28 protein-coding genes are annotated in these 24,810 nt (G+C 41.2%); 19 read left to right on the top strand and 9 right to left on the bottom strand.

Annotated elements, in window-relative coordinates; genetic code table 11:
- The first annotated feature begins 27 nt into the window (after window positions 1-27).
- The 4 genes from traK to HQN83_RS02365 are packed head-to-tail and all read left to right on the top strand — an operon-like array spanning window position 28 to window position 3,096.
- Window positions 28-642, top strand: a complete 615-nt coding sequence (gene traK / locus HQN83_RS02380) for a conjugative transposon protein TraK (protein ID WP_173088221.1) — start codon at window positions 28-30, stop codon at window positions 640-642.
- Window positions 620-1,054: a hypothetical protein gene (locus HQN83_RS02375; RefSeq protein WP_173088219.1), complete on the top strand. Its 435-nt coding sequence runs from the start codon at window positions 620-622 to the stop codon at window positions 1,052-1,054. The genes traK and HQN83_RS02375 overlap by 23 nt, the downstream gene beginning before the upstream one ends.
- The gene (locus HQN83_RS02370) at window positions 1,029-2,243 is read left to right on the top strand and encodes a conjugative transposon protein TraM (RefSeq protein ID WP_173088217.1); all 1,215 of its coding nucleotides are present in this window, start codon (window positions 1,029-1,031) and stop codon (window positions 2,241-2,243) included. The genes HQN83_RS02375 and HQN83_RS02370 overlap by 26 nt, the downstream gene beginning before the upstream one ends.
- 52 nt (window positions 2,244-2,295) lie before the next feature.
- Window positions 2,296-3,096 (top strand): DUF4138 domain-containing protein, encoded by an 801-nt coding sequence (locus HQN83_RS02365; RefSeq protein ID WP_173088215.1) that lies wholly within the window; start codon window positions 2,296-2,298, stop codon window positions 3,094-3,096.
- A 109-nt stretch (window positions 3,097-3,205) separates the two neighbouring features.
- Here the strand turns inward: HQN83_RS02365 and HQN83_RS02360 are convergent, their stop codons facing one another.
- A complete protein-coding gene (locus HQN83_RS02360; RefSeq protein WP_173088213.1) occupies window positions 3,206-3,619 on the bottom strand; it encodes a VOC family protein in 414 nt (137 codons plus the stop codon).
- An 82-nt stretch (window positions 3,620-3,701) separates the two neighbouring features.
- A complete protein-coding gene (locus HQN83_RS02355) occupies window positions 3,702-4,280 on the bottom strand; it encodes a Crp/Fnr family transcriptional regulator (protein ID WP_173088210.1) in 579 nt (192 codons plus the stop codon).
- A gap of 256 nt (window positions 4,281-4,536) precedes the next feature.
- Between HQN83_RS02355 and HQN83_RS02350 the strand changes: the two genes are divergently transcribed.
- From HQN83_RS02350 to HQN83_RS02340, 3 genes are read left to right on the top strand one after another with little or no spacing between them, the layout of a single operon-like run.
- On the top strand, window positions 4,537-6,507 hold the full coding sequence (locus tag HQN83_RS02350) for a type IV secretion system DNA-binding domain-containing protein (RefSeq protein WP_173088208.1): 1,971 nt from the start codon (window positions 4,537-4,539) through the stop codon (window positions 6,505-6,507).
- 6 nt (window positions 6,508-6,513) lie between these two features.
- Entirely contained in the window at window positions 6,514-7,716 is a 1,203-nt protein-coding gene (locus HQN83_RS02345) for an ArdC family protein (protein WP_173088206.1), read from the top strand.
- Window positions 7,717-7,736: 20 nt separating this feature from the next.
- The gene (locus tag HQN83_RS02340) at window positions 7,737-8,549 is read left to right on the top strand and encodes a DUF4099 domain-containing protein (RefSeq protein WP_173088204.1); all 813 of its coding nucleotides are present in this window, start codon (window positions 7,737-7,739) and stop codon (window positions 8,547-8,549) included.
- A gap of 70 nt (window positions 8,550-8,619) precedes the next feature.
- On the opposite strand, the gene HQN83_RS02335 is transcribed toward HQN83_RS02340, so the two are convergent.
- Entirely contained in the window at window positions 8,620-9,792 is a 1,173-nt protein-coding gene (locus tag HQN83_RS02335) for a hypothetical protein (RefSeq protein WP_173088202.1), read from the bottom strand.
- A 104-nt stretch (window positions 9,793-9,896) separates the two neighbouring features.
- A complete protein-coding gene (locus HQN83_RS02330) occupies window positions 9,897-10,121 on the bottom strand; it encodes a hypothetical protein (RefSeq protein ID WP_173088200.1) in 225 nt (74 codons plus the stop codon).
- A 331-nt stretch (window positions 10,122-10,452) separates the two neighbouring features.
- Here HQN83_RS02330 and HQN83_RS02325 point away from each other — a divergent pair, with 331 nt between their 5' ends.
- The 3 genes from HQN83_RS02325 (at window position 10,453) to HQN83_RS02315 (ending at window position 11,926) form a co-directional block, all read left to right on the top strand.
- Window positions 10,453-10,629, top strand: coding sequence for a histone H1 (locus tag HQN83_RS02325; RefSeq protein ID WP_173088198.1), 177 nt, complete (start codon window positions 10,453-10,455; stop codon window positions 10,627-10,629).
- A gap of 311 nt (window positions 10,630-10,940) precedes the next feature.
- Complete coding sequence (locus HQN83_RS02320) at window positions 10,941-11,405, top strand: N-acetyltransferase (protein ID WP_173088196.1); 465 nt, start codon at window positions 10,941-10,943, stop codon at window positions 11,403-11,405.
- Complete coding sequence (locus HQN83_RS02315) at window positions 11,402-11,926, top strand: hypothetical protein (protein WP_173088194.1); 525 nt, start codon at window positions 11,402-11,404, stop codon at window positions 11,924-11,926. The genes HQN83_RS02320 and HQN83_RS02315 overlap by 4 nt, the downstream gene beginning before the upstream one ends.
- 176 nt (window positions 11,927-12,102) lie before the next feature.
- On the opposite strand, the gene HQN83_RS02310 is transcribed toward HQN83_RS02315, so the two are convergent.
- Entirely contained in the window at window positions 12,103-13,251 is a 1,149-nt protein-coding gene (locus tag HQN83_RS02310) for a glycerate kinase (RefSeq protein ID WP_217277292.1), read from the bottom strand.
- 7 nt (window positions 13,252-13,258) lie between these two features.
- Window positions 13,259-14,218: a D-2-hydroxyacid dehydrogenase gene (locus HQN83_RS02305; protein ID WP_173088192.1), complete on the bottom strand. Its 960-nt coding sequence runs from the start codon at window positions 14,216-14,218 to the stop codon at window positions 13,259-13,261.
- A 410-nt stretch (window positions 14,219-14,628) separates the two neighbouring features.
- Here HQN83_RS02305 and HQN83_RS02300 point away from each other — a divergent pair, with 410 nt between their 5' ends.
- The 3 genes from HQN83_RS02300 to HQN83_RS02290 all read left to right on the top strand — a co-directional run bounded on the left by HQN83_RS02300 (window position 14,629) and on the right by HQN83_RS02290 (window position 17,703).
- Window positions 14,629-14,973, top strand: a complete 345-nt coding sequence (locus HQN83_RS02300) for a helix-turn-helix domain-containing protein (protein ID WP_173088190.1) — start codon at window positions 14,629-14,631, stop codon at window positions 14,971-14,973.
- Window positions 14,967-16,247, top strand: coding sequence for a type II toxin-antitoxin system HipA family toxin (locus tag HQN83_RS02295; protein WP_173088188.1), 1,281 nt, complete (start codon window positions 14,967-14,969; stop codon window positions 16,245-16,247). The genes HQN83_RS02300 and HQN83_RS02295 overlap by 7 nt, the downstream gene beginning before the upstream one ends.
- 319 nt (window positions 16,248-16,566) lie before the next feature.
- Entirely contained in the window at window positions 16,567-17,703 is a 1,137-nt protein-coding gene (locus HQN83_RS02290; RefSeq protein ID WP_173088186.1) for a hypothetical protein, read from the top strand.
- A 334-nt stretch (window positions 17,704-18,037) separates the two neighbouring features.
- Here the strand turns inward: HQN83_RS02290 and HQN83_RS02280 are convergent, their stop codons facing one another.
- Entirely contained in the window at window positions 18,038-18,439 is a 402-nt protein-coding gene (locus HQN83_RS02280) for a winged helix-turn-helix transcriptional regulator (protein WP_173088182.1), read from the bottom strand.
- Between the two features lie 114 nt (window positions 18,440-18,553).
- Between HQN83_RS02280 and HQN83_RS02275 the strand changes: the two genes are divergently transcribed.
- Entirely contained in the window at window positions 18,554-18,994 is a 441-nt protein-coding gene (locus HQN83_RS02275) for a nuclear transport factor 2 family protein (protein WP_173088180.1), read from the top strand.
- A 370-nt stretch (window positions 18,995-19,364) separates the two neighbouring features.
- Here HQN83_RS02275 and HQN83_RS02270 read toward each other — a convergent pair whose 3' ends face one another.
- Both HQN83_RS02270 and HQN83_RS02265 read right to left on the bottom strand, forming a co-directional pair.
- Window positions 19,365-20,090, bottom strand: a complete 726-nt coding sequence (locus HQN83_RS02270) for a LytR/AlgR family response regulator transcription factor (protein WP_173088178.1) — start codon at window positions 20,088-20,090, stop codon at window positions 19,365-19,367.
- Entirely contained in the window at window positions 20,087-21,151 is a 1,065-nt protein-coding gene (locus HQN83_RS02265; protein WP_173088176.1) for a sensor histidine kinase, read from the bottom strand. Before HQN83_RS02265 ends, HQN83_RS02270 begins: the two co-directional genes overlap by 4 nt.
- Window positions 21,152-21,378: 227 nt before the next feature.
- On the opposite strand from HQN83_RS02265, the gene HQN83_RS02260 reads away from it, so the two are divergent.
- The 5 genes from HQN83_RS02260 to HQN83_RS02240 all read left to right on the top strand — a co-directional run bounded on the left by HQN83_RS02260 (window position 21,379) and on the right by HQN83_RS02240 (window position 24,793).
- Window positions 21,379-22,401 carry a hypothetical protein gene (locus HQN83_RS02260; RefSeq protein ID WP_173088174.1) on the top strand — a complete coding sequence of 341 codons (1,023 nt, stop codon included), beginning with the start codon at window positions 21,379-21,381 and terminating at the stop codon, window positions 22,399-22,401.
- Window positions 22,402-22,422: 21 nt separating this feature from the next.
- Complete coding sequence (locus HQN83_RS02255; protein WP_173088173.1) at window positions 22,423-22,653, top strand: methyltransferase type 11; 231 nt, start codon at window positions 22,423-22,425, stop codon at window positions 22,651-22,653.
- Between the two features lie 65 nt (window positions 22,654-22,718).
- Window positions 22,719-23,327: a Crp/Fnr family transcriptional regulator gene (locus tag HQN83_RS02250; RefSeq protein ID WP_173088171.1), complete on the top strand. Its 609-nt coding sequence runs from the start codon at window positions 22,719-22,721 to the stop codon at window positions 23,325-23,327.
- 103 nt (window positions 23,328-23,430) lie between these two features.
- The gene (locus tag HQN83_RS02245) at window positions 23,431-24,081 is read left to right on the top strand and encodes an NADPH-dependent F420 reductase (RefSeq protein WP_173088169.1); all 651 of its coding nucleotides are present in this window, start codon (window positions 23,431-23,433) and stop codon (window positions 24,079-24,081) included.
- A 40-nt stretch (window positions 24,082-24,121) separates the two neighbouring features.
- Window positions 24,122-24,793 carry a family 16 glycoside hydrolase gene (locus tag HQN83_RS02240; RefSeq protein WP_173088167.1) on the top strand — a complete coding sequence of 224 codons (672 nt, stop codon included), beginning with the start codon at window positions 24,122-24,124 and terminating at the stop codon, window positions 24,791-24,793.
- The last annotated feature ends 17 nt before the right edge of the window (window positions 24,794-24,810 follow it).

Genomic DNA, 24,810 nt, shown 5'->3' with positions numbered 1-24,810 from the left:
TCTCCCTCACCTTCTACACTTTATTTTATGTTGATTAAAAGTATCGAAAGCAAAATCCGTCTGGCTTCCCTGGTCGCTATCGGGAGCTTACTGGTTTCCATTTTAATTGCTGCTTTTGCCTTAATCTCTGCCTATAAGCAGGTTGTCAGTGCAAGGCAAAGCATTTATATCCTTGATCACAGTGTCCCCATACTGGCAAGGCAAACGGACATGCAGCTCAACCGGCCTGCGGAATACCGTGCACATATTGATTTGTTCCATTCTTTTTTCTTTTCGCTCACTCCGGATGACCAGTACATCCAGTATCAGATGAAAAAGGCCATGTACCTGATTGATGAATCCGGGATCAATCAATTGAATAATTTAAAAGAACGGGGTTATTTCAATTCCATTTTATCTTCGAGCTCGGTACTTACTTTGGAAACGGATTCTATAGCCCTGGATGTTCCGCGCCGGTATTTCAGGTATTATGGTAAAATTAGAATAGACCGCAGGAGTGCCACATTACTCCGTTCGCTGATTACCGAAGGTTTTCTCAAAGACATCCCTCGTAGTGACAACAATCCCCATGGCCTGCTGATCACGGGTTGGAAAACAATAGAAAACAAAGACCTCGAAAATGTTCAGAAAAATCCACTCTAACAGAGACCCGAAAGACACGCTCTTTAGTGAGCTCCAAAAAGAATTTGCAGTCTACCTCGACAGGATCGCTTTTTCCATTACCGGCTTTTTGAATAGGAACCCCAATCTGGTGTATACCCTGATGCTGCTGTTTTTAGCTGCATCTATGGTACTTTCCTTTACCATCTTGCGCCATCGGGAGCAAAAGCCGGGTGTATCCGCGAATGTAACGGTCAGCCCGGTCAGCGATGGATTCGGTAGGATACTTGAAACAGGGACCGCCCTTAAAGAAAGCATCCAGTTAAAAGCGCAAATCGAAACCTTAATCGCAAAAGATACCCTGACTAAGGCCGACAGCCTGTACTTAGGGAAAGCAATTGACCGCTTACATCAGTTATCCATCCCACATGAAAAATCTACTCAACCGCATTAATTTCAATCAGCCCAGGTACATTATCCCCATTATTTTGCTGCCCTTTATTTGCCTGGGATTCTACGTGTACAAACTAAACACTGCTGATCGTGTTCCTGAAACTAAAGATAAACCTGGTATCCAGGATCAGATCGGAACGGCGTCAACGGCGGTTCAGAAAAGTGCATTTGACGACAAGCTCGAAGCGTTCAACCAGCAGTACAAACAGGCTGATGGCAACACGGCTGTAAACCCTATTGATGACAATGCCCATCTGGACTCCATCGATCACCTGGTCAGGCAGGGTTTTGCAGGTAGCCTTCCTCCTTCCTTCCCTCCGCTCAATGGTATCACGCCGGGGCAGCAGCGATTAAGCCGCTTGGCGCAGCAGGATCAGGACCTAGCAAAAGCATTGGCCGGTATTCAAAATGGTTCCGGGAATGCTGCTCCCTATGTTCCTCCATACGATAGCCCTCCGGTTCATCCTACTACGCAGGTTCCTGCAAAAGAGAAAGATCCTATGGACTTGTTTAAAGCGCAAATGGCTTATGTGGACAGCGTCAACAAAGCCTCTGATCCTGAGTACAAGGCTCAGCAACAGCGACTTTTGGCGGAAGAGAAAGCAGCTGAGCATGGTAAACAGCAAGTTAAACTTGAGATACATAAGGGTTTGAATTCCAGCTCTGTATTCAATACGATGTTGCCTGGAAAAAAGGAAGAATTCATTACTGCAATTATTGATGAAAATGTAACGGGTTATTCCGGTTCAAGGATTCGGCTTCGCTTGCTGGAAGACATCTGGGTTGGACAGACGCTGGTTCAGAAAGGGACTTACCTCTTTGCCCTGGTCTCTGGTTTTGGAGATCAGCGGGTAACGCTGAGGGTTCAGTCGATATTTTTATCCGGTAAAATATTACCGGTAAAGCTTGAGCTGTATGATACCGATGGTTTACCAGGGCTCTATGTTCCTGAGTCTGCATTTCGTGAGTTTACCAAGGATCTTGGGGGCAATTCCATGCAGGGGGTAAATCTGCAGGGTAACAGTACGGGTGCCAATCAATTCCTGATGAGCAGTATTGATAAGGTCTTTCAGAGTACTTCTTCTGCCATTGCAAACCTGATCCGTAAAAATAAAGCCAAAATCAAGTACAACTCGTATATCTACCTGATCGACCCTGAAGCCCTTCAGCATGCTCAAAAAAACTATTAAAAAAACAAACTGATACTAAGATTTCATTATGATAAAAAACTGCATTTGCTGCATGGCTGTATTCATTTTCACAGCCCTGTCTACTTACGCCCAAAAGCTACCCTTAATCACCTTGCCTGGTTCGGCAACTTTTCATTTCCTATCCCCGGAGCCCATTCAATATGTCGACATCTCCAGTAAGGCCATTGTGGGTGATATCCCCATCCATAATGTGTTGCGCATCAAGCTGGTTGCTGACTCCATTAAAAGCAAAGGGATAGCTGATTCAGTTGATGCTATAATCACCATAGCCGGTGAAACTTTCATTGCCCAATACCGCGTTACTGCTATTCCCAATCCGCTTAATAAGGAGTACCCCAGTCAAATGGAGATCCTGCCGGAGCATACCAAACCACTGGACATTCAATCCCAGGGTTTTAGCCAGCATCAGCTCAAGTCCTACGCCACCGGCTTGCTGTTTAAAAAGTCCGAAACCAATATTGCACAAAGCTCGGCGTTTGGTATTAAAGGCAACATCAATCACATTGCTGCCATTGGGGATTACATCTTTATTGACCTGAGCTATACCAACAACACCAACCTAAAATATGATCCTGATGAAATCCGCTTCAAAGTAGCGGATGAAAAGGTGACTAAAGCCTCCACTGTTCAGTCTATTGAACTCAAACCGGAGTTTATCCTTTACACTCAGCATAGTTTCCATAAAAACTACCGCAATGTCTTCGCCTTTAAAAAGTTCAGCTTCCCAGGCCATAAAGTGCTTAAGGTTGAGCTCAGTGAAAAGCAGATCAGTGGAAGAGTTCTTCCCTTGAAAATAAAATACAAGGAGCTGTTAGACGCGGATACCCTTTGAAAATGCATCGCATTTCTGCCAGAGGTGATGTTTAGTCCTGATAAATGGATGAATCAAATGTAACAAAAGGCGTCTATTTTGAACGCCTTTTGTTAATCCTGGCCCTTCTTTAAGGGCATTCCTGATTGGGTATTTTAGCCATATCCATAAAAAACACCTCCCAGGTATGACCGTCATAGTCTTCGATTTTTCGCAATTGCATAAAGCCATAGTCCATCATCGGCATTGGTTCTGTACCTCCGGCATTTAATCCTTTTTCTACCGTGTCATTGATTTGGTCTACACTTTCAACGGACAGGGCAAACAATGCGGCGATGCTGCTTTTTGTATCGGCAATCGGTTTGCTGGTAAAGGACCCGAATTTTTCGTGGCTCATGATCATCAGGAAAATTCCCTCAGACCATATCATACATTTCGCCTGATCGTCTGAAAACTGTGGGTTGACCGTAAACCCAAGTTGGGTGTAAAAGTGCATTGATCTTTCAACGTCTTTTACGGCTAAATTGATAAATACTTGTTTCATTTTCTTTGCATTTACATGGTTAATGATACAAAGATGAAGACCCTAAAAACGAAAAACCTTTACAAATGTTGAGAAATCAAATTTATTTACTATATCCAAAAATTCGGCTCAATTGTGTTGGGGTAATGCCCAGATAGGCTGCAATCTGATGTTTCTTTAGCCGCTTCACAAGATCGGGGTACTTCCGCAGGAAATCAGCATAACGGATTTTCGCCACATCGCTGCGTAGCGAAACTTCATAAGGTTCTTTATCAACAACCCAGTGCCGTTCTAAGTAACAAATATAAAAATCAGCAATGTCACGATAGCTAGAGACCAGTTTTTTGAATTCGATAAAATTATACTCAAGAACAGTTGTTTCTTCGAACGCTATGATGTCAAATAGGCTTTCTGATTGCATTAGTGTTGCAGGAATTGAACCGGCAATTCTGCCTTCCGGGAAAAAGTATTTTATGATGGTTTCGCCACTTTCGTTGAGGTACTGTTGCGCAAATAGTCCCTTTGTCACAAATGCAACCTTTTTAGGGATTTGTCCTATGGTGATAAAGTGATCGCCTTTTTGATAGGTCTTTTCTCTGAGTAGTTTTAACCAGGCGCTTTCCGCTGCTGTGGTCAGTTCGGTGTAAGTTCTGATCTTTTGAAAGAATTGTTCTGTTGTCATTTTGAAGGTCCTAAGCCATCCTAAAGATAATTTATCTGTTTTGTAGTTCAAATTACTTTTTCTATTCCAGGGACATGGGAGATGAAGACTTTATAAATCATCCTCCTTTATTTGCTTGTGGTAAAGCTTTCGGCGATGATCGCCGAAAGCTTAGCCTTGCGTAAACATCCCATTGATCACTCAGCTCCAATAGGAATTAATCATCACGGAAGACCACCAATGGCAGCCGTCCAACCTATAATCATCAATAAATACTATGGAAGAATCCAGAGAAATCCAGAAACTTCATGGTTTCCTTCAATGTACCATTTACCTGATGGTCCTCACTGAAATCATGATCTTCGTTTATGCAAAAGCCCCCTTTCTGGGGCTTTTTTCGTATGTGGTCGATCGGCTCAGCTTAATTCCGATATACCATAAATTGAACTACAGCAAGTTTGCTACCCTGACCTTGATCTGCCTGGTGAGTATAGGTACACTTTCGAAAAAGAAGGTGGATCTGGATCCAAAAACACAGGTCCTTTACCCTTTAACCATTGGTTTGCTCCTTTTCTTTGGCAGCCTCTGGTGCTACAACCGTCCTTCTGCCCTAGTCTTCGCTTGGACTTCCTGGTACAACCTGGCCTACGGGCTTAGCTCTTTACTGGGCGCACTGGTGCTGAGTCTTTCGCTGGACAACATCTCCAAAATGATCCGTTCCGGGCTGGGATCAGACAAATGGAATACTGAGCAGGAAAGCTTTATGCAGGCCACCAAAAAGATCGATACACCGAGTTCTGTAAACATCCCGATGCAGTTCTATCATAAGGGCAAGGTGCATGATGGCTGGGTGAATCTTTGCAACATCTACCGCTCCTGCCTGGTCATTGGTACCCCTGGATCGGGTAAGAGTTTCAGTTTCATCAATCCAATGATCCGTCAACTGATGGCTAAGGGTTTTTGCCTGTGTGTCTTTGATTTTAAATATCCTGATTTGGGTAAGATCCTGTACTATCATTTCCTGTTGGCCAAACAGCAGGGCAAGTGTCTGAACTATACTTTCCATGTCATCAATCCTACTCAGCCGGAGAACAGCAGAAGGATCAACCTCTTGAGACCGGAATGGCTGGGTACGCTGGCAGATGCCTATGAAACTGCTGAGGCATTGGTGGAGGCCATGAAAAAAGGAGATAAGTCCGGTGGTTCCGATCAGTTCTTTACCCAGTCTGCCATTAACTTTTTATCTGCCTGTATCTATTTTTTCAGCAAGTATAAAAAGGGGCAATACTCTACTTTCCCGCATGTGCTTGCCTTTCTTAACCGCAGTTATGAGGAGATCTTTAAGACCCTTTTTACGGAGCCTGAACTGACCTCACTGCTTTCTCCTTTTCGCAGTGCTTACCAGGCGAAGGCTTTCGATCAATTGGAGGGGCAGATCGGTACCCTGAAGATTTTCATCAGCCGTCTGGCGACCAAAGAGACCTTCTGGGTCTTTTCAGGTGATGATTTTAACCTTAAGATCTCTGACCCTGATGAACCGGGAGTATTGGTCCTGGCCAGTAACCCAAATACGCAGAACATTACCGCTGCCTGTTTCACCGGCATTGTCAACCGCATGACCCGTCTGATGAACAGCAGAGGTAATCTTCCCTGTGGGCTCATCATCGATGAGGCCCCTACACTTTACTGCCACAAGATAGAAAACGTGATTTCCACTGCCCGGAGTATGAAATTCGCTGTAGTGCTCGGCCTGCAGGAACTCCCCATGCTCCAACAGCAATACGGTAAAGATACCGCTGCCGTCATTACTTCTGTTGTTGGCAACATCCTTTCGGGTTCAGTCCGTCATAAAGACACCCTTGATTGGCTGGAACGGCTCTTTGGTAAGTCTAAACAACTTAGTGAAAACCTCAGTATTGACCGTAACAAAACCAGTACCTCCTTAAACGAAAAGATGGAATCCCTAATCCCTGCCGGTAAGATCGCCTCCCTCAATACCGGTGAAATGGTCGGCCTGATTGCCGCAGAGCCTCAGGAACATTATGATGGTCAGTTTGAAACTTCCGCCATTCATTGCCGCATCAATCTGGATACCGAAGCACTCAAAATTGAAGAGCAAAACTACCCCGAGCTGCCAACATTCTACGATTTCGGGGAGAATAAGGAACAGATCCTGCTAACAAACTTTCTAAAAATCAACGACGATGTCGCTCAAATCGTCCAGGAATTTATGCAATTAAACCAATAATCACCTATGACTAACTTCAAGCCACTACACGAACAGATCGCCGAAAAGCTGATTGCTGAACTCAAGGCGGGCACCTCTGTTTTTCAAAAAGCCTGGATTGATGAGAGCAATCCTGGTTTTGTGATTCCTGCCAATCCGACAACCGGTAAAAACTACCGTGGTCTGAATGCCTTATGGTTGGGGATGCAGCCATTCTCTGACCCCCGCTGGTTAACGATGCGCCAGGCAAACCTCAACCAATGGCAGGTACAGAAGGGTGCCAAAGCCACCCTGATTAATTTCGTTCAGCATACCGATAGGAAACCCTTACTTGATGAAGAGGGTAAAGCCCTGAAAGATGAAAATGGTAAAACCAGGTATACCGAAACTAAATTGGAGAAACCGATCCTCGCCAACGCCTGGGTATTCAATGCCGAGCAGATCAATGGCATTCCTGACCTGTCTCTGGTAAAAGCCGAAAAGCTGGCTGCTCAGCAATGGAGTCCCATCGAGCGCGCCGAGGCCATCTTAAATGCGACCAACCCGAATTTCAAACATGGTGGCAATTATGCTTTTTACAATTATGTAACCGATCAGATCACTTTACCGCACCGGCACCAGTTTCCGACCGCAACTGAGTATTATGCCACTGCCTTGCATGAGTTGGGGCATTGGACAGGCCACCAGTCACGCCTGGATCGTGAGTTGTCCAATGGCTTTGGCGCACCTGATTATGCCAGGGAAGAACTTCGTGCGGAAATCGCTTCTCTGATGATTGGTTCCGAAATTGGTATTGGCCATTATTTTGAACAGCACGCGGTTTACGTTGAAGAGTGGATCAATGTGCTCCAGGATGATCCTTCTGAGCTCCAGAAGGCAGCGGCAGATGCACAGAAGATTTATGATTTTGTGCTGGACATCGAGCAAAAAATAGAACTGAAACAACAGGCTGAACAAAAGCCTGAATCTAAATTCCTGATCAAGGGTGATGAGATCAGCTACAACAATACCAGCTACAGGGTCAACGAAATACTTAAAGGTAAACAGGTGAAGATTGAGGACATGAACTCGGGTGAGCAGATCAGGCTTTCCCATAGTGATGGCCTGTATAAATCTCTGCTGGTTGCTAAAAACTACCCCCTCTTAGCTCCTGAAGTAAAAGTAGACAACAGCAAAGCGCTGGTCATCCAACAGGAAGCGGAGTCAGACTCTTTTAAAATCAAGCGATAACCGATCCCTATTTAAATCAAATGAGAAGAGAAATATTTAGAGAAGAAGAATTACCCATGGCTGAGCTTGAAAAGATAGGTCTTGCCCGTAATGGCGAGTTGTTAATGAGCGATGAGAATAGACTCGCCCTGCTATTTGGCAGAAGAACCAACTTAATCAGACTCCAGAATCTTGAAGACAAGAATGTTAAAATAGGCGAATTGGAGGCCAAAATATCTGTGGAAAGAAACCCTAAAGGAAAGCTTGAGCTCCGGGCGCATCCCATTTACCATCAGGCAGTATTTCCTGTTGATTTAACCGATGCAGAAGCGGAAATGCTCGAGCAGGGTCAAATCCCAGGTGTCTATAAAAAGCTAAAGGATGAGGACAAAAAGGAGCGTGAGTATCTTTTTGAGTATGATACCGAAACCCGTGAATATGTCAAGACAGATACCGGGAAAATCGAAGAGCCGCTACTGGTCAATAATGAGATTCTTAGCGATCAGCAACGGGAATCATTCCGCAAGGGTAAAGAGGTACAACTTTCCGATGGTGCTACCTTTCGCTACACCGGTATTGATACTTCGCCTTTTCGTGCCAATCGAATTGCACTCGCGGTATCGCTCTTACTGGATGGTGGTTTATCCTATGTGATCTACCAGGGCATTAAATCGCTGACAGGCAAATCCCAACCCGCTGAAGCTGAAGTGTTGGGTGCTGGTTTTCAAAAAAGTGTTGATAACCTCAAAAAGGCTATTGAATACCTTGAATTCAGGATAAAGGAGCAATCGGCAAATGACCAAAATAAGCTTGATCTGGGCCTTCGAAACAACAGAAGCCTCAGAAACAGGTAAAAAAATGCCTCAACTTAAGCATTCCATTAGCGCTACAGGAATGCTTAAGCGGTGGTAAATCGCAAGCAACTCACTTCAAGAGCACATCCTTTTCAACCCATCCAATGGCGCTACAGACCCATGGTATTTCTATTTCCGTCCATTTATTTGTTTTTGAGGACCAGACTTTGATACCCTGCTTATGACTCATGTCAAGTCCCCGACCACTATATTCCCCTGCAATCATTCCCTTAGTGACCTGGTAACTTTCCAGCCAATGCGTCCCCAAACTGGTTTCCCCATACCGTAACTCCATACCATTTCTACCACTGCTAAAATTTACGACAGAAAAATCATGGCCCAATCGATAGTATGGGTATTCCAAAAACCTTTTGTGGAGGGTATCAACCAGATGGTAACGTTTGGGATGACCGTTGTGGTAAATCAATTGTCCGATCCGGTCCTTCTTAAAGGTATCATTAGGATATAAGGAACCGGACTTAACCGAATCCAGTACCGCAATTACCGTGTCTTTTTTATGGCGGATATCATACAGATGTACGTCTACGCGTGATAACTCATCACGCCAACTTAAGCGATTGTATTTGGTATAGAGAAAAGAATGGTCATCTAACCAGCACGTGGTAATCTTCGGGCGTTGAAAGCCATTGGCAAAGGGTCCGGCACCCGCATCCTGTACCAGGGTTTGTTTGCCGTTTTCTGCGCTGTTTAAGTTGATTTTGTAAGGAAGTGACGACATATCGATGGTCAGACTGAGCTTCTTGTTCGGAGAAAATACCCGGTCTCTTTCCAGTCTGCTGACTGTATCGACAAATTTATAGGTACCTGCCTTTAAATTCAGGTGCAAATACCCTCTTCCTGTATATGCATTGTCACGGTAAAAAACAAGGGTATCACCACGTCCTTCGATAAAATCATCTGCAGTTTCAGTAACAAATATTTTTTTGTGCAGGTCGATTACGTTGCCAGCAGCTGAAACTACGTACCGATTGCCATAGATGAAGTTTCTTCCGAGATCAAACCTGACCGGAGGGCTTAAAGGTTCTTTTTTAAATACCACATGCCCGATAATGGTATCCTTTGAGACCAACTCCCCGTCTGAGAAATTATAAGAAACCAGATAGGTATAGTTACCGACACGCGGGGTATCAATCCTATATTCGGCAACGATAAGACACTGGTACTTTTGGGCAAAAGTCTCGCTCAGCAAGGCAATAAAGGAAATCAATAAAAATAACCTCATAGATTCGGTGTAAGCAGCAGTGCTAAAGTCTGTTTACTGATAAACAATATAGCATTATCTTCTCAGATTCTACTTAACTACCGGAGTTGCTAAAGGAAGTAACATCAATCCTTTGATTTTAATATCCTGTTCAACAGGATGTTTAACATCTTTTCCCTGCTTCTGCGTTCCCTGGCTCTCTTTTGCCTGGTATCAAAATTCCAGGCAAACCAAATCCATACCGCAAAACCAATCAAATAACCCGGCCATATGCTAGGGCTGTTCAATCCACACATAAACGATCCTGTCGAAATAAAACAGGTAAATACCAGATACACAAAAGTCTTCATCACGATAAAATTTTAAGTAAAAGATGTGATCAGGCCTGCGGAATCTGGCTTCTTCGGTTCACATTAAACCCCTTTGATTGTGACTTTTAATATACGAAAAAAGCTGGAGTTGACCAAACATTTTCAGGCTCAATTTTGCTGATGATGCCCATCACCATGCTGAGCTTTTCGTTGAATTGTTCCTGAAAAACATCCAAAAACTGTCATTTTAATAGAAAATAGCTGAGTTTTTTCTCAGTTAGTGATACAAGTAAAAAAGATTTTTTTTATGTTTATCGCCTGCTAAGTACATTTAAAGGCAGATTTATATTAATTAACTTTCAAAAAAAACATGGAAAAATTTTCAAAACTTAAAGAATTGGTAGCCTCAGTAGAAGCTGATGTAGAAAAATTTTATAATGCAAACAATGGCGCCGCTGGTACCAGAGTTCGTAAAGCAATGCAGGATTTAAAAGTATTGGCTCAGGAGATCCGTACTGAAGTTACAGAAAAGAAAAACGCGAAGTAAGCTTCAATAACCTTTTCTAAAATTAAGGAAGCCCGGCATATCCAGTGCCGGGCTTCTTGTTTTAGCGGCATCTGAAAGGTCCGCTAATTGGCTTTATGTCCAGATAAATCAATGCATTCTCCATTTTCGGATGAGGTCAGGGCGGTCTTGTTCTGTCGCGAAATGGATTCATTTCCTGTTTCATTTATGCTTCGATACAAACCATGTTAGGAATCAGGGACTCAGCTATATGATTGGGAAACAAGCTATTTCCTATTCGCAATAAACAACAAAATCTTTGCAGATTTTGCAAAGATTCCTTATATTTGACTATGTATGTTGTTCATAGGGCCAATAATGAAAAGCATTCCGTTCTTATAAAAGAACTGGAAGATCAGGATTGGAAAAAAATAACAAAAAAACAATTTGCATTTGATTGGAAAAAACTAAAGGGTACTTATAAAATTTTTAAGCTGAGTTTAGACAGTGAAGTTTTAGGATTGATTGCCCTTAACATCGTTGAGCCAGAAGAAAGGATTGAAATCGTCCTATTGGCCAGTTCCACTGAAAACACTGGCAAGAAAAAGAAATTTGACAGGATTGCGGGCACACTAATTGCATTTGCCTGTAAAGAGGCAATCAGGAACTATAACTGGGAATTTCCATGTGTATCCCTGATACCCAAAACAGAAATTAGAACGCATTACATTAAAAAATATGGCATGCTGGATGGCGGCAGGCAACTGTATCTGGAAGATGCCCCATTGCACAAAATTATAAAAGAATATTTATCATGAGCGTAAAGAAAATATTAACTGAATTGACCCCTGAAGAGATCGCAGATGCTTATGTATTACCCGCAGATCTGACTAATGAAGAGCAAAAATCAGCTAATCATGAACTTGCTTTAGCACGTGCCAAACGCAGGAATGAAATGTCTGATAATAAAAGGCTTTATAATAATCTTCTTCTGCTAAAGGAACGACTAGAAGATTATGTCAATAACTCAGCGTATAAAGCTGATTTCACGTTCGGCTATTTCCTTCAGGAATATCTTCAGTTGCAGAATAAAAAACAAAATGAATTTGCCAAAGAGATTAATGTAAATTCTACCGTACTAAACCAATATATTCACGAACATCGGGTTCCAAACGAGAACATTTTCGTCAGATTTGAAATTCATTCGGGTGAACTCATTAAAGCTGTGGATTTACTGCGGTTGGTAGACAAAGAAAAAGAATACCAGATTAGCCACGATTTAGATTTAAGGAAAAGAGAAGCTCAATATGTTTCAAAAAAACTGGAATTCGCATTCTAGCCCTTATTTAGCCAGAAAAGGAACCCAATTATCCCAAAGATGCTGTTCTGGGGAATACTGACATTAACCAGATCAACTGGAGCGGGCAAACACCCGAAAATTAAAGACCTTGATTGTTCTGATCAGGATAACAAAGATAAGAAACTCCTATAAGATCGTTCTTGTTGTCTTTGACATCAACATCTTTTCTCTTGCATCAAGACCAGCATATTGCCCAATGTTTCGGCTGTTCTTGCAAGGTTGTCTGCGGTAGATGCCAACGCAGTTGCCAGATCCTGGGGCTGGTTACCGATAGGCATCAATACATCAAAATACGCCTGTAAATTCACATTCGGTTCCAGTGGCACCTTTCCCGCGAAGGCAACCACAGGCAGTCCTTTGAGTTTGGCATGGTAGGCTACGCCGAAAGGTCCTTTTCCCTGTAAGGTTTGCTCATCAATACTCCCTTCCCCGGTAATGACCAGATCTGCCCGCTCCAGTGCCGAATTAAAATCTGTAAGTGAAAGAAAATGGTCTATCCCATTGACCAGTCTGGCATTCAGAAAAGCATATAGGCCGGCAGCTGCCCCTCCTGCTGTCCCTCCGTACTTTATTGTAGCCATATCCCTCCCTGTATGGTGTAAGGCCAGGGCCGAAAGTTTGTGGAGTGCCTGGTCCAATTTTTTCACCTGTTCGGGGGATGCACCTTTCTGGGGGCCAAATACAGCTGCAGCTCCTTGGTCACCTAACAGCATATTGTCTACATCGCACAAAACAATCACTTCACATTTCAATATTCTTTGGTCCAGTGCGGATAGGTCAACCCTAACTAATTTTCCAAGATCTTCAGGAAGGACGCTCACCTCCTTGCCGTCGGCTCCTAAGAAACGAATACCAAGGGCACGCAAAATACCGGTACCGCCATCGACAGTAGCCGAGCCGCCCATGCCAATGATCATTTTTTTGACCCCTTGGTCAAGTGCTTTTCTGATCATCTCTCCTGTGCCGAAAGAATTGCTGCGCAAGGGGTTAAGCTCTTCGGGTTTAAGTAATCTTATACCTGATGCGTCTGCCATTTCTATCACGGCAGTTGTGCCATTGTCGATCAGGCCAAATACCGCATTTATTGGTCTGCCCAGTGCATCATGTACTGCTGCATCCAACAAGGTGCCTTTACATTTTTTTATAATTAAGGTTCCTGTACCATCCCCGCCATCTGCTACCGGGAAACACTCAGTGGTCACATTGGCCTTACTTCGTCTTAAACCTTCCTCAATAGCAATCGCTGCTGCTTCGGCATTCAGACCGTGTTTAAAAGCATTGGGGGAAATCAGGATATGCATCATGTCTTCTTTAATGGTTCACTACGTTTACAGGACTTCCATTTTTATAGGCACTCAGGTTGCCGACAGCAATCTCCATTAGCCTGGCTCTCGCTTCTTTTGTTGCCCAGGCGATGTGTGGGGTGATGATGCAGTTTTTTGCACCAAAAAGCGGGTTGTCTTTTGCAGGTGGTTCAACAGAAAGCACATCCAGGCCTGCTCCGGCAATTTTATTATTGTTCAATGCTTCAGCAAGATCCTCTTCAATAATGATAGGGCCTCTTGAGGTATTCAAAAGAAAAGCGCTGCTTTTCATTCGCTGTAAGTTCTCTTTATTGATCAGTCCTTTGGTTTGGTCTGTTAAAGGGCAATGGATACTGACCACATCTGACTGTTCCAGCAGTTCGGGGATTTCTGCCCACTTAAAATTACTGCGATGAGACTGATCTGTCCGGTTCCGGCTTGTTCCGATAACTTTCATCCCAAATGCAGTGGCTACATCAGAAACCTGTCTGCCTATATCGCCAAATCCGATAATCCCTATTGTTTTTCCTGTGAGTTCAACTAACGGATAGTCCCAGAAGCAAAAGTCAGCGGCGGAAGCCCAGCGGCCGGAGGTCACTGCATCACTGTGGCGTTGCACACGCAGGCAAAGTTCCAGTAAAAGGCCAAAGGTCAGTTGTACTACAGATGGTGTGCCATAACCTGGTACATTACTTACTGTTATCCCTTTTTCCCTGGCCACTGCGGTATCCACTACATTATAACCGGTGGCCAGGACTCCAATGTATTTTAAGTCCGGAAGACTGTTTAATGCTGCTGCGTTTACCGGTGTTTTATTGGTGAATAGGACATCCGCCCCTTTTGAACGTTCAACAACTTTATCTACCGGGGTGCGCTCGTACAGAGTTACTTCACCGAATTGTTTTAACCCCTCCCAGCTCAGGTCCCCTGGATTCAGTGTATATCCGTCTAGTATTACGATTTTCATATACAATATTTAAATAAGTGATGAAGCTATCATAAACTTACATTTTTCACAAACTTATTGTTAAGTAATCTTAAAAATAAAAATCAACAGGAAAGTTAAGGGGGTAACGATACCGCTACCGGATTAATGATGAAGAATCTAAAGAATACGTTTATTTCAAAATGCCAAATACATCAGCAATAGTATTTGCTATTTCAAAGAAGTCCACACATTTTAAAAAATAGCCTAGTTTTTTAATGACATATCTATGCTGCCACTATTGTCATGTAATTTCTGAAATTTGCATGATATTTCATTCAAAATAAACAATAAACACCTGTAATGTATGAAATATCATTCATTATTTTATAAACTATATTTTTCATATATTTGAATGATATTTCATACATTAATCATTAAAATCAATCATTATGAATGATATTTCATACATACATAGTAATAGTGACATTGCTATATTAAAGCAAATCGGTCAGTTTATTAAAGAAAAAAGGATTGAAAAAAATATAAATCAGAATTCACTTGCGGATAATGCAGCGATCAGCAGATCTACATTAAGCCTTATAGAACGAGGAGATAGCATATCTTTAGTTAACTTAATAAAAATTTTGAGAATTTTGGATACTTTATATGTATTGGAACGGTTCAGAACAGAACCACAAATCAGCCCAATGCTACTGGCAAAAGAAGAACAAAAAAAGCGTAAACGAGTATTGCGAGCTAAGAATAACCCAAAAAACGAAGATTTAGGATGGTAAGAACTGCATATGTGAAATTATGGGGTGAACTGGTAGGCGCAGTTGCCTGGGAAGAGCAGCAACAAATTGCATTTTTCGAATATGATTCGAAATTTCTGCAATCTCAATTAGCAATCTCTCCTATTAAGATGCCTCTGGAAAATCGAATTTTTTCGTTCCCAGAACTCAGAGACATTCCAACTTTTAGAGGCTTACCAGGGCTACTGGCAGATGCGCTTCCTGACAGGTATGGAACCGATTTGATTAATATTTGGTTGGCACAGAACGGAAGACCTGAAGGGTCATTGAATCCGGTAGAACTACTTTGTTTTATTGGTTCAAGAGGAATGGGAGCTCTGGAGTTTGAGCCTTCCACTGCGCCAAAAACAAAAATGCACACATTAGAACTCTCTAGCTTAATTGAAACCACCCAAAAGCTTTTGAACAATAAAGAAGCATTTCGGATCCATACTGATTACGATATGAGGGACGTATTGCTTGAAGTTCTAAAAATGGGAACTTCTGCTGGTGGTGCCCGTCCTAAGGCGATCATTGCATATAATGAAAAAACTGGGAAAATAAGATCAGGACAAACATTGTCTAAAGATTTTGAACACTGGCTTCTGAAATTTGACGGAGTAAATGACACACAGTTTGGTGCAAGTCATGGCTATGGAAGAGTAGAAATGGCCTATTACCGAATGGCAACTTCAGCAGGACTGGAAATGATGGAATCACGACTAATTGAAGAAGAAGGTCGTGCCCACTTTATGACAAAACGATTCGACAGAATTGGTGGTAACCAAAAATTGCATGCACAAACCTTGTGTGCAATAGCTCATTACGATTTTAATCAGATACTAAGTTATAGCTATGAACAACTATTTCAGACTATGCGCCTACTGAAGCTGACTTATGTGGAAGCCGAACAAATGTTCCGAAGAATGGTTTTTAACGTTCTCGCTAAAAACTGTGATGATCACACTAAAAATTTTGCTTTTCTAATGCATCCAGATGGCAAATGGACTTTAGCTCCTGCATATGATATTTGTTTTGCTTACCGACCAGACAGCGAATGGGTGAGCCAACATAACCTCGGCATAAATGGCAAACGGGCAAACATAACAAGAGAAGATCTTCTGGCTGTTGCTAAACAAAACTCTATTAGAAAACCTGAACAGATAATCGATGAGGTTCAATCATCAATTAATAATTGGCTTCAGTATGCAGGTGAATTTAAAGTAGATGAAAAGCTTGCATTAGCAATTGATACTACTTTAATCAAAACCTTATAGAATACTGACGATAGGTAATTTCTAACTATTTTCCCCATTCAAGGAAACTTACAAAAGCAAATGCGATAATTCACGATCAGATTATCGCATATTGTAAAAGTAAGACTTTATAGCAGCTTCGAACTATTCAGCCGAGATGGGCCTTTGGAAAAGAATGCAGATCATTTTTTTACACACAAACACCAAGGGTATGCACTGTTTGAGACCGCAGTAATGGATCGTAAGTTGAGGATCTTTTAGGGAAAGGAATGTCTCGAGGTGTATTATTGAATCCTCAGAGTGATAAATTCAATTTATTGTATCTTTCCAGAAAAAATAAATGAAGAAAATCAAACTACTAATTCTAATCCTTTTTATTGCCAATTTCAGTTACGCACAAACCACATTAATGGATAGTTTAATCCAAAAAAACTACTCCACCTTTAAAAAAAACAATAACAACGCTTTCGAAGGTAAAGGTTGGATTACCCTGCTGGATGAAATCAGCAAAAACAATTCTGTGTTATTGGGGGAGCTACATTTCACCAATGAAGTCCCTTACTTCACAAACGCGATTGTCAATAATATTAAGTTCGACAACTATATTCTGGAAATTGATCCATATACAATCAACACAATATCAACAAAAATTAAATCCTTATCCCCTACTGAACTGGATAAATTCCGTAATGAATCAGGTTCAGCTTTGTCTTTTTTACAAGGTGAGGCTGAGTTTGATTTATTCAAAAACATAGTTCAGCAGCATATCAAACTATATGGGGCTGAGCAGATCAGTTTATTTTCAGACCGGTTACTGCTTTCGGAATTGCGTGAACAATCCAAAAATGCTAAAGCAAAAGAAATTTATAAGCAGATGATCGCTAATTCCGCTGCTTATGACACAAAAAACAACACCACTTTCTATTTGTTCTCTGAGGATTGTCTGGCAAAAATGAACACATTGAGCGCGCTGAATTTATCACCCAACGAGAAAGCGCAGCTTGAAGCACTAAAATTAAGCAGGGAACTCTATTTAAATCGAATTCATCGTTTAAGAATTCAATACCTGAAACACCTGGTTCTTGAAAAACTCCCTGAATGGAAAGACAAGAAGAATCTTTTCAAATATGGTGCTAATCACATGCCTAAAGGAGAGAGTTTAATGGAAGTATTCGATATTGGCAACCTGGTTTCCAATATTGAAGAGGCAAATTACCGGAAGTCATTACACATTATGGTCTTCGGAAAGCAAGAAGGTGAAACATTGGCTGATTTAGGTCAATATAAATCTTTCTTAACGGTCGTAAAAGACGACAATTGGTATGCCTTTGATTTAAGCCCTTTGAAGCAAGCAATCTCTAAAAAGAAGCTTAAAGTAGATGATTTGGAGCTGCAAAGAATTATCAAAGGTTACGACTATTTGGTTTTCATTCCAAATATGACTAAAACCGCAAAAACAGGTAAAATAGACCATTAAATCTGCCCAAGAGCCGGCTTTTTCAAAGCGCAAACGGCTTGCTTGTGTAATTCATACGGATCCTTTTAGCAACTTTATGTTAGAATGATGAAAAAGCCTCTGGTTTTATCACATTCTAACATCCTGTAGATGCATACCCCACCTCTGTTAAGGACACATTGCCAGTTGCAATCAGATGTATCGCTCTTTCCACTTTCAGCTGTCGCCGGTATTTGCCAAACCCCATACCAAAATATCGGTTAAAATATTTTGATACCGTAACGGGGTGTACTCCTGCTGACATGCAGTCTGCCGAAATGAGTAAGGAACCGATTTCAAACCTGATATGGTCCTTTTACGGTTTAACAACAGAATCTCCTATGAGTCTTTCGTTCTTGATCTTTTCTCTATGTTGCATGCCCCACCTGGTCATCGCCTCTACTAATTCCTCTAGCGTCTGGCTATAAGGCAAAAGTTCATATTCGATCGTTACCGGATATCCTGCAGTTACCTTTTTGATGATAAAACCATTGGCTTCCAGTTCCTTCAGTTCACTGGAAAGTACCCTGGCTGAAATCCCTGTCACCTGCCTTTGCAATTCGGTAAACCTGCTGTTGCCCCTTGCCATCGCAATGATAATCATCAATTTCCACTTCCCCCCGATCACATACAATGCATCGCTCACCGCAAGCAACACCTTGGTGCATTCTTCGGTAAATCCCTTGCCCGCTCCGGGTATCAATTTCTTTGCTGCCATAATTTGAAGTTCAAAACAATAAGTAACTAACCTTTAGGTAACGACTAATAAAAGGTTAGCAAATATACCCTAATTTTGCTGTCAACAAGAACATTTCACTTAATTACAAAAGACATGACATTAGAAAATTTGAACACCAGACAAGAACTAAGGGATTTAATCGATGCATATGCCATCCTTGGAGATGAAAGAAAAATTTCCGAACAGATGAACCTGTTCACCAAAGATGCCAACTATAAAGTCTACATGAACGGCCAGTTGTTAGCCAATACATTAGGTACCGATACCTTGGAAAAAGAATTCAGGGGACATGCTTCCCAGGTGAAAACCTATTTTACCCTGAACGGACAACATACAGTTGCACTTAAGGGAGATACAGCAACAGGTGTTTCTTTTACACAGATCAAAATGATCAGGGAAACAGAAGGGAAAGATGTACTTACCGACTATAGTGTAAGATATGATGACAACTATGTGCACCGCGATGGAAAATGGTTGATCAAAGCGCGTACTGGACATTTTATGATCATTGAGGCAAGGTCAATTTCAAATTAACAAGGCGAGCAGACCACAATGAAGCAACTACAAAAACACAGGTCCGTTACCCTTCGGTAACCGGCTTGTGTTTTTCTGGATAAGGATGAAATAACTTCTTTTTTCGCAGACCGGTTAAGTAAAAGCAACGCAATCTCTTCTCCAATTGTTGAAATTAGAGGTTTTGCCCAGCGCTCTAGCCCAGTTTTTTTAATCGGACTCCCTCTTTTGTCTGGCATCCAAACCGCATTTACACGACCATACCAAAAGAGAGGCGCTCATAGGGATCATGATATGGAATGTATTTTCCTGTACGATTTACATTTAATTGCCAATTCACTCGACAATTGAATTTTGTTTACCCTTGTATAGATGGTTCCCCTGATTTATTTCAGATTTCAGGGGAGATTGAGCCGCCAGAGTATATCGTAAAAAAATCTTTTTTGTAAACCTCTCCTAAAGGCAGTTCATTTGTGCCCATATAAATGGTATGGTGGTCGAAAGATTCTATGTGATTCTTGTTCACCACATAGGATTTGCTTACCCGCAGAAAGATCTCCTGAGGAATTTTTTGGTGAAAGGTTTTCAAGTTCATAGCAGTAATGAGCTTTTGACCAGACAGGTGGATTACAACATAGTCTTTTAATCCTTCAATAAATCTGATGTCCTCAAATTTGATCCTGTGAAACCTTCTGTCTGATTTGATCAGCAGGAAGTCCGCTGTATTACCTTCAAGAGTATTCTTTTCAGGGCTATCTGACAATAACTTTAGGTAGGATTCGACTTTTTTGATCGCTTTATCCAGCCTCCATTTGTCTATGGGTTTCAACAGGTAATCAATGGCATCCAGCTCGTAACTTTTTAAGGCATATTGTGGGTAGGCTGTTGTGAAGATAACCAATGCTGATGCAGACAATTGTGCAGCAAAATCAAGTCCGGTAACCATGGGCATTTCGATATCCAAAAAAACTAAATCGACCTTATTGGATTTCAGAAAATCAAGGGCCGTCCAGGCGTTTGAAAAAGTACCCAATATTTTGGCAGAAGATACTTCATTAATCAGTGCTTCCATTTCAGCTCTGGCCAGAGGTTCATCATCTACAATGATACAGTTCATAAGGGCAATTTTAATAGAATTAAAAATTGGTTTTCTGTGGAATTTATGGTTAAAGAATAATTCTCCTGATAGAGCAGTTCTAGTCTTCGTTTAATGTTTGCAAGTCCCAGGCCACTATTCTTTTGATCGTTAGGGGTAAACAACGGATCTTTGGAGTTTATACAGAAGAAATGAAGCTGGCTATCAACGATTAAAAATTTGATCCGTATAAAAGGCTCAGCACCACTAACATCCACACTATGTTTAACGGCATTTTCAACGAAAGTGGTAAACAAATTAGGCGGTAAAAAGATACCGTTTAAGATCCCTATGTTGTCAGGAGCGCTAATGTCAATGGAAAGCTTGTCTCTCCTGAGCATCTCCAGATTCAGGAAATTCGATAAAAAACTGATCTCAGATTTTAGCGGTGTTTTCTCTTCATTATTCTCATAAATCTGGTATCTTAAGAACTCTGAAAGATTCATAATGACAAGATTAGCTTTCTCAGGATCACTGCGCACTAATGCCTTTATGCCATTGAGCATATTGAAAAGAAAATGCGGATTGATTTGATTTCTTAGCTCGTTGAGTTCCATTCGCAAGGTAATATTTTTCAACTCGGCAATCCTTTCATTGTCTCTGGTCCACCTTTGAAATAGTTTGATCATTGTGGTGATCAGTATGATAGATATTGTTATAAAAAAGCCCTCTACCAAACCTTTATCATGTTCCATATAATTCTTTCCTTCTGGCATCAGATAAGCGTCAAATAAGCTGGATAAAAAAGTCAGACTAAGTAATACCAGGATCGAAAGAAGAGCCAGATAAAACAAGTACTTGCCGGTAAAAAAGAAAACGGGAACCAATATATACATATTGATGTAACACATGGCAATCAGTACTCCATAAACACATAGCAACCTGTAATATTTAAAAAGTCCGGAATATTCAGACTGCCAGCTGGAACAAGAAATCACCACCAGACTGGCGAGTAACAGTACTGCATGTCGCAATATCCGGTACCGGTCATTGACCATTACCTGTAATAGGTTTGTATTCTTAAGTTCCAGATCTGCTTTCATTTAATTTTCTATTGCAGCAAAGGTAAGACTATGCGCTGGCCCGCTTTGTGAAATTATACCAAATGGTCTATGTAATATACCAAATTCAGTTTTATGGTTTGGTATGGCGTTGAGGGGATCTGGTATATTAATCAGCGGGTCTGGTATAATAACAAAAAAGTGTGTTTGCATTCAGTATTTCTTTGCATCCGGATTTACCCAATCCAATCAAAATTTTAAGATAACTTATGTATAGGATTAAAAGAACCCTGGTAACATTGAGTATGCTCACGCTGGCAATCAGCGGCTTTTCTCAGACTCAAGATACGATCCCCAAAGGCAAGCGGGATAGCCTGAACTTTCCTAAAAGAGTGGCTACTTTTGCTGCTGACAAATTTGCAATAACACGTCCATTAAATATTGAGTTTACCCAAAGTGCACCATTCAACTTCAAGTCAGAGAAAGATGGAAACCGCTTGCCTGAAAGCAGGATCAACCGGTTTCAACAGGTTAAGGTGAGTGCCAATATCAACCTGATTAAACGCAAGACCTGGCTTTTCGGAACTACGCTCGGATACAGGTTAACTTCAACAGATGCGGAAATTGGTCAGACTGGGGCATCAAACATTGCTTCCAGCAATGATTTCCATTATTTATTTTCATCGCTGAATCTGACCTACTTTTCGTCTTTGTTTGGAAAACGGATGGTCTATAGTTCCAGTGTCATAGTTGATGGGAGCGACAAGCATTTTGAAAGGGTAAAGGGAATATTTACAGGAACTATGGTATTGAAAGCAAACCAACGTACAAAAATGACAGCTGGTTTGCTGATCAGTATTGACCCCAGTGCTCCGACCCCATTTGTCCCGACATTCTCTTATGAACATAAATTCAAGAATGGGCTGATAGCGGATATTGTACTTCCCCGAAGCGTGTATCTGAGGAAATTTGTTTTTAACCACAATGGGAGAATTTCATTCGGATCTGAATTGGACAGAACTGCATTTTACCTGTATCGCCTGGACGGCACTAACCAAAAATATGAGTATGGGCAAATGGACATCAATTCTGGGCTGACCTATGAGCATGCAATTGGCAGACACTTTATGCTAACGGCAAAAAGCGGAATGAAATACACGCCTTCTGGGAGAATATTTAAAAAGGAGGATTCATTTACCGATCCTGTTTACAAAGTCACACCAGATCCTACATTCTACTTTAACATAGGTATTTCATTTAATCCTTTTTCTATCCTGGGAAAGAAGAATTAGAACGCTTAATACGAAACAATCATGGTCGCAATTTTCAAAACAAATGTTAAACATCCTGCAGCTGCAATGAATGTGATTAGCCAGCTGTTGTACGTATATCCTGCGTTTCGGATTTCATTAGATCTTGAGGATGAGGATAAGATACTCAGAGTTGAAGGAAATTCCTTCCATGTGGAAGATGTAATTCTTTCTCTGTTGGGCAGTGGTTTTATCTGTATTCATCTTCCTTATGATCCTGACTGCCCAGTTTAGTATGGTATACTGAATGTATCAGTTAGAAGTTTTAACTTTGATATTGTAGTAAACCGGAAATGCTTATGAATGATGATTTGATACAAGCCTCTATAACACCATTGCTCCATTATTTCAATCATTTAATCCGCTTGAATAAGGAGGAGACGACCTTGGTTACTGAGCTTTTTAAGCCACGATTATACAGAAAAAGACAATATATTTTACAGCAGGGCGACGTTTGCTCCCAATTCAATTTCGTAGTGCGCGGTTGCTTACGTTTGTATAAGATTGATGAGAAAGGCAATACGCACATCCTGCAGTTTGCCCCAGAAAACTCCTGGCTGATGGACATTGGCAGTTTTCATGAAAGAACAGCTTCAGAATTGGATATTGATGCTCTGGAGGACACTATGGTATTGCAGATTAGTTATGACAACCTAATTAAGCTTTACACTCATCAGCCAAAATTTGACCGTATTTTTAGAGTTTTAATGGAGAACAGTTTTGTTGCACTACAAAAAAGATTGTTGCAAAACATCAGTTCAACGGCCGAAGACAGGTATTTATCATTTATCCAAACCTATCCACAGCTTACCAATCGGCTGTCACAAACTCAAATAGCCGCCTTTTTAGGCATTACTGCAGAGTTTTTAAGCCGCTTGCGAAACAAGCAGGTTAAGGTGAATTCTTAAACCAGATCAAGACTATTTCTTGATGTAGTTCATTGGAACATTCCTCCATTCCTATGCAACTTTGTGTTATCAAATAATTATAAAAACACTAAAGAAAATAGTTATGACAACATCATCAAAAGTAGCCATCATTGGCCTAGGAAATATCGGACAGGCAGTTGCTGCCAATCTTTCCAAATCAAATCGCGAATTTATCGTGGCTGATAGAAATCTGGCAAAAGCTAAAGAACTTGCTGCAAATTGGGGAGTCACATCTAAGCCAAGCGATATACCTACCGCTGTTAAAAATGCGGATATTCTTGTATTGGCCATACCATTTGAGACAATTGCAGAATTTGTAAACCATTATGCATCTGATCTGGAAGGAAAAATCATCATTGATCCTTCTAACCCTATTGCACCGGACGATAAAGGTGGTTTCAAAAAAATTATTGGCACCAACGAATCGGCAGGAGAAATAAATAGAGTTGCTCTCGGTCAAAATGCAAAACTAGTGAAAGCGCTGGGCACGCTTGGTGCGGGTTCGCTAACCGCAGCGGCTTACCAATCGCCAGAAAGATCTGTTCTATTTTATGCCAATGATGACCAGAATATAAATGAAACTGTAGAACAATTGATTAAGGATAATGGTTTCGAACCACTCCGCATTGGCGGACTTGACCAATCTATTAGAATTGAAGTTTTTGGCGATCTGCACGAATTTGGTGCACTAGGGAAAACCGTTACTATTAGTGAGGCAAAGACTCGTATTTAATCGCTTACCTAATCAAAAGCTTTTTTTAAATAGAAAAGACATGAAGATCAACCTGATTTTATTGAGCCTGCTATCAATTGCTTCCAAAAATTTGTCTGCTCAGCAGATTACTTTTAATAAAAGTCATCTTGAAGCAGTTAATGTTTTAATGTCCGTTGATAGTTTAGATGGTAAGGCAGTTGTAAAAGTGGTAAAAGACGTTACGGTAAAAAAGTTTGACGAACCTACATTTGTTAAACTAACTGAACATGATTTCACAAATGGCACAATAGAGCTTAAGGTGCTAAGTAGGCTCCTAAAGGATGCCCCGGAATTTGCCAGAGGTTTCATAGGAGTAACATTCCATATCAATAAAAACAACTCAAAATTTGAGGGTATTTATTTGCGCCCTACGAATGGAAGATCGGAAAACCAACTCAATAGAAACCATTCCATTCAATACTTTTCATTTCCTGATTTTAAGTTTGACCATAGCAGGAAAATTGCACTAGGTCAATATGAATCCTATGCCGACATGACGTTGAATGAATGGATCACAATGAAAATAGAAATAAAAGGACATCGGGCAAAATTGTTTCTAAATGGCGAGAATCATGCTTCATTAGTTGTTAATGACCTCAAACTGGGAGACAACAAAGGTGGTGCTATTGGACTCTGGGTAGATGTTGGTACAGAAGGATACTTTTCGGATATAAAGATTAGTAAAGAATAAAAAAAGACATCGCTCTT

Origin of the sequence: Pedobacter foliorum, from assembly GCF_013266735.1 — a bacterium.
GTDB classification, from domain to species: Bacteria; Bacteroidota; Bacteroidia; order Sphingobacteriales; family Sphingobacteriaceae; genus Pedobacter; species Pedobacter foliorum.
The sequence above is the reverse complement of the archived record's forward strand: the minus strand, read 5'-3'. Positions and strand labels throughout refer to the sequence as shown.

Bases quoted from the DNA above. Each gene is read 5' to 3' on its own strand.
- HQN83_RS02265 (WP_173088176.1), bottom strand. From the start codon at position 21,151: ATGAAAGCAGATCTGGAACTTAAGAATACAAACCTATTACAGGTAATG.
- traK (WP_173088221.1), top strand. From the start codon at position 28: ATGTTGATTAAAAGTATCGAAAGCAAAATCCGTCTGGCTTCCCTGGTC.
- HQN83_RS02295 (WP_173088188.1), top strand. From the start codon at position 14,967: ATGGTAAGAACTGCATATGTGAAATTATGGGGTGAACTGGTAGGCGCA.
- HQN83_RS02305 (WP_173088192.1), bottom strand. From the start codon at position 14,218: ATGAAAATCGTAATACTAGACGGATATACACTGAATCCAGGGGACCTG.
- HQN83_RS02365 (WP_173088215.1), top strand. From the start codon at position 2,296: ATGGCTGTATTCATTTTCACAGCCCTGTCTACTTACGCCCAAAAGCTA.
- HQN83_RS02300 (WP_173088190.1), top strand. From the start codon at position 14,629: ATGAATGATATTTCATACATACATAGTAATAGTGACATTGCTATATTA.
- HQN83_RS02320 (WP_173088196.1), top strand. From the start codon at position 10,941: ATGTATGTTGTTCATAGGGCCAATAATGAAAAGCATTCCGTTCTTATA.
- HQN83_RS02335 (WP_173088202.1), bottom strand. From the start codon at position 9,792: ATGAGGTTATTTTTATTGATTTCCTTTATTGCCTTGCTGAGCGAGACT.
- HQN83_RS02370 (WP_173088217.1), top strand. From the start codon at position 1,029: ATGAAAAATCTACTCAACCGCATTAATTTCAATCAGCCCAGGTACATT.
- HQN83_RS02325 (WP_173088198.1), top strand. From the start codon at position 10,453: ATGGAAAAATTTTCAAAACTTAAAGAATTGGTAGCCTCAGTAGAAGCT.
- HQN83_RS02375 (WP_173088219.1), top strand. From the start codon at position 620: ATGTTCAGAAAAATCCACTCTAACAGAGACCCGAAAGACACGCTCTTT.
- HQN83_RS02245 (WP_173088169.1), top strand. From the start codon at position 23,431: ATGACAACATCATCAAAAGTAGCCATCATTGGCCTAGGAAATATCGGA.
- HQN83_RS02240 (WP_173088167.1), top strand. From the start codon at position 24,122: ATGAAGATCAACCTGATTTTATTGAGCCTGCTATCAATTGCTTCCAAA.
- HQN83_RS02330 (WP_173088200.1), bottom strand. From the start codon at position 10,121: ATGAAGACTTTTGTGTATCTGGTATTTACCTGTTTTATTTCGACAGGA.
- HQN83_RS02315 (WP_173088194.1), top strand. From the start codon at position 11,402: ATGAGCGTAAAGAAAATATTAACTGAATTGACCCCTGAAGAGATCGCA.
- HQN83_RS02290 (WP_173088186.1), top strand. From the start codon at position 16,567: ATGAAGAAAATCAAACTACTAATTCTAATCCTTTTTATTGCCAATTTC.
- HQN83_RS02340 (WP_173088204.1), top strand. From the start codon at position 7,737: ATGAGAAGAGAAATATTTAGAGAAGAAGAATTACCCATGGCTGAGCTT.
- HQN83_RS02310 (WP_217277292.1), bottom strand. From the start codon at position 13,251: ATGATGCATATCCTGATTTCCCCCAATGCTTTTAAACACGGTCTGAAT.
- HQN83_RS02275 (WP_173088180.1), top strand. From the start codon at position 18,554: ATGACATTAGAAAATTTGAACACCAGACAAGAACTAAGGGATTTAATC.
- HQN83_RS02355 (WP_173088210.1), bottom strand. From the start codon at position 4,280: ATGACAACAGAACAATTCTTTCAAAAGATCAGAACTTACACCGAACTG.
- HQN83_RS02350 (WP_173088208.1), top strand. From the start codon at position 4,537: ATGGAAGAATCCAGAGAAATCCAGAAACTTCATGGTTTCCTTCAATGT.
- HQN83_RS02345 (WP_173088206.1), top strand. From the start codon at position 6,514: ATGACTAACTTCAAGCCACTACACGAACAGATCGCCGAAAAGCTGATT.
- HQN83_RS02250 (WP_173088171.1), top strand. From the start codon at position 22,719: ATGAATGATGATTTGATACAAGCCTCTATAACACCATTGCTCCATTAT.
- HQN83_RS02270 (WP_173088178.1), bottom strand. From the start codon at position 20,090: ATGAACTGTATCATTGTAGATGATGAACCTCTGGCCAGAGCTGAAATG.
- HQN83_RS02255 (WP_173088173.1), top strand. From the start codon at position 22,423: ATGGTCGCAATTTTCAAAACAAATGTTAAACATCCTGCAGCTGCAATG.
- HQN83_RS02260 (WP_173088174.1), top strand. From the start codon at position 21,379: ATGTATAGGATTAAAAGAACCCTGGTAACATTGAGTATGCTCACGCTG.
- HQN83_RS02360 (WP_173088213.1), bottom strand. From the start codon at position 3,619: ATGAAACAAGTATTTATCAATTTAGCCGTAAAAGACGTTGAAAGATCA.
- HQN83_RS02280 (WP_173088182.1), bottom strand. From the start codon at position 18,439: ATGGCAGCAAAGAAATTGATACCCGGAGCGGGCAAGGGATTTACCGAA.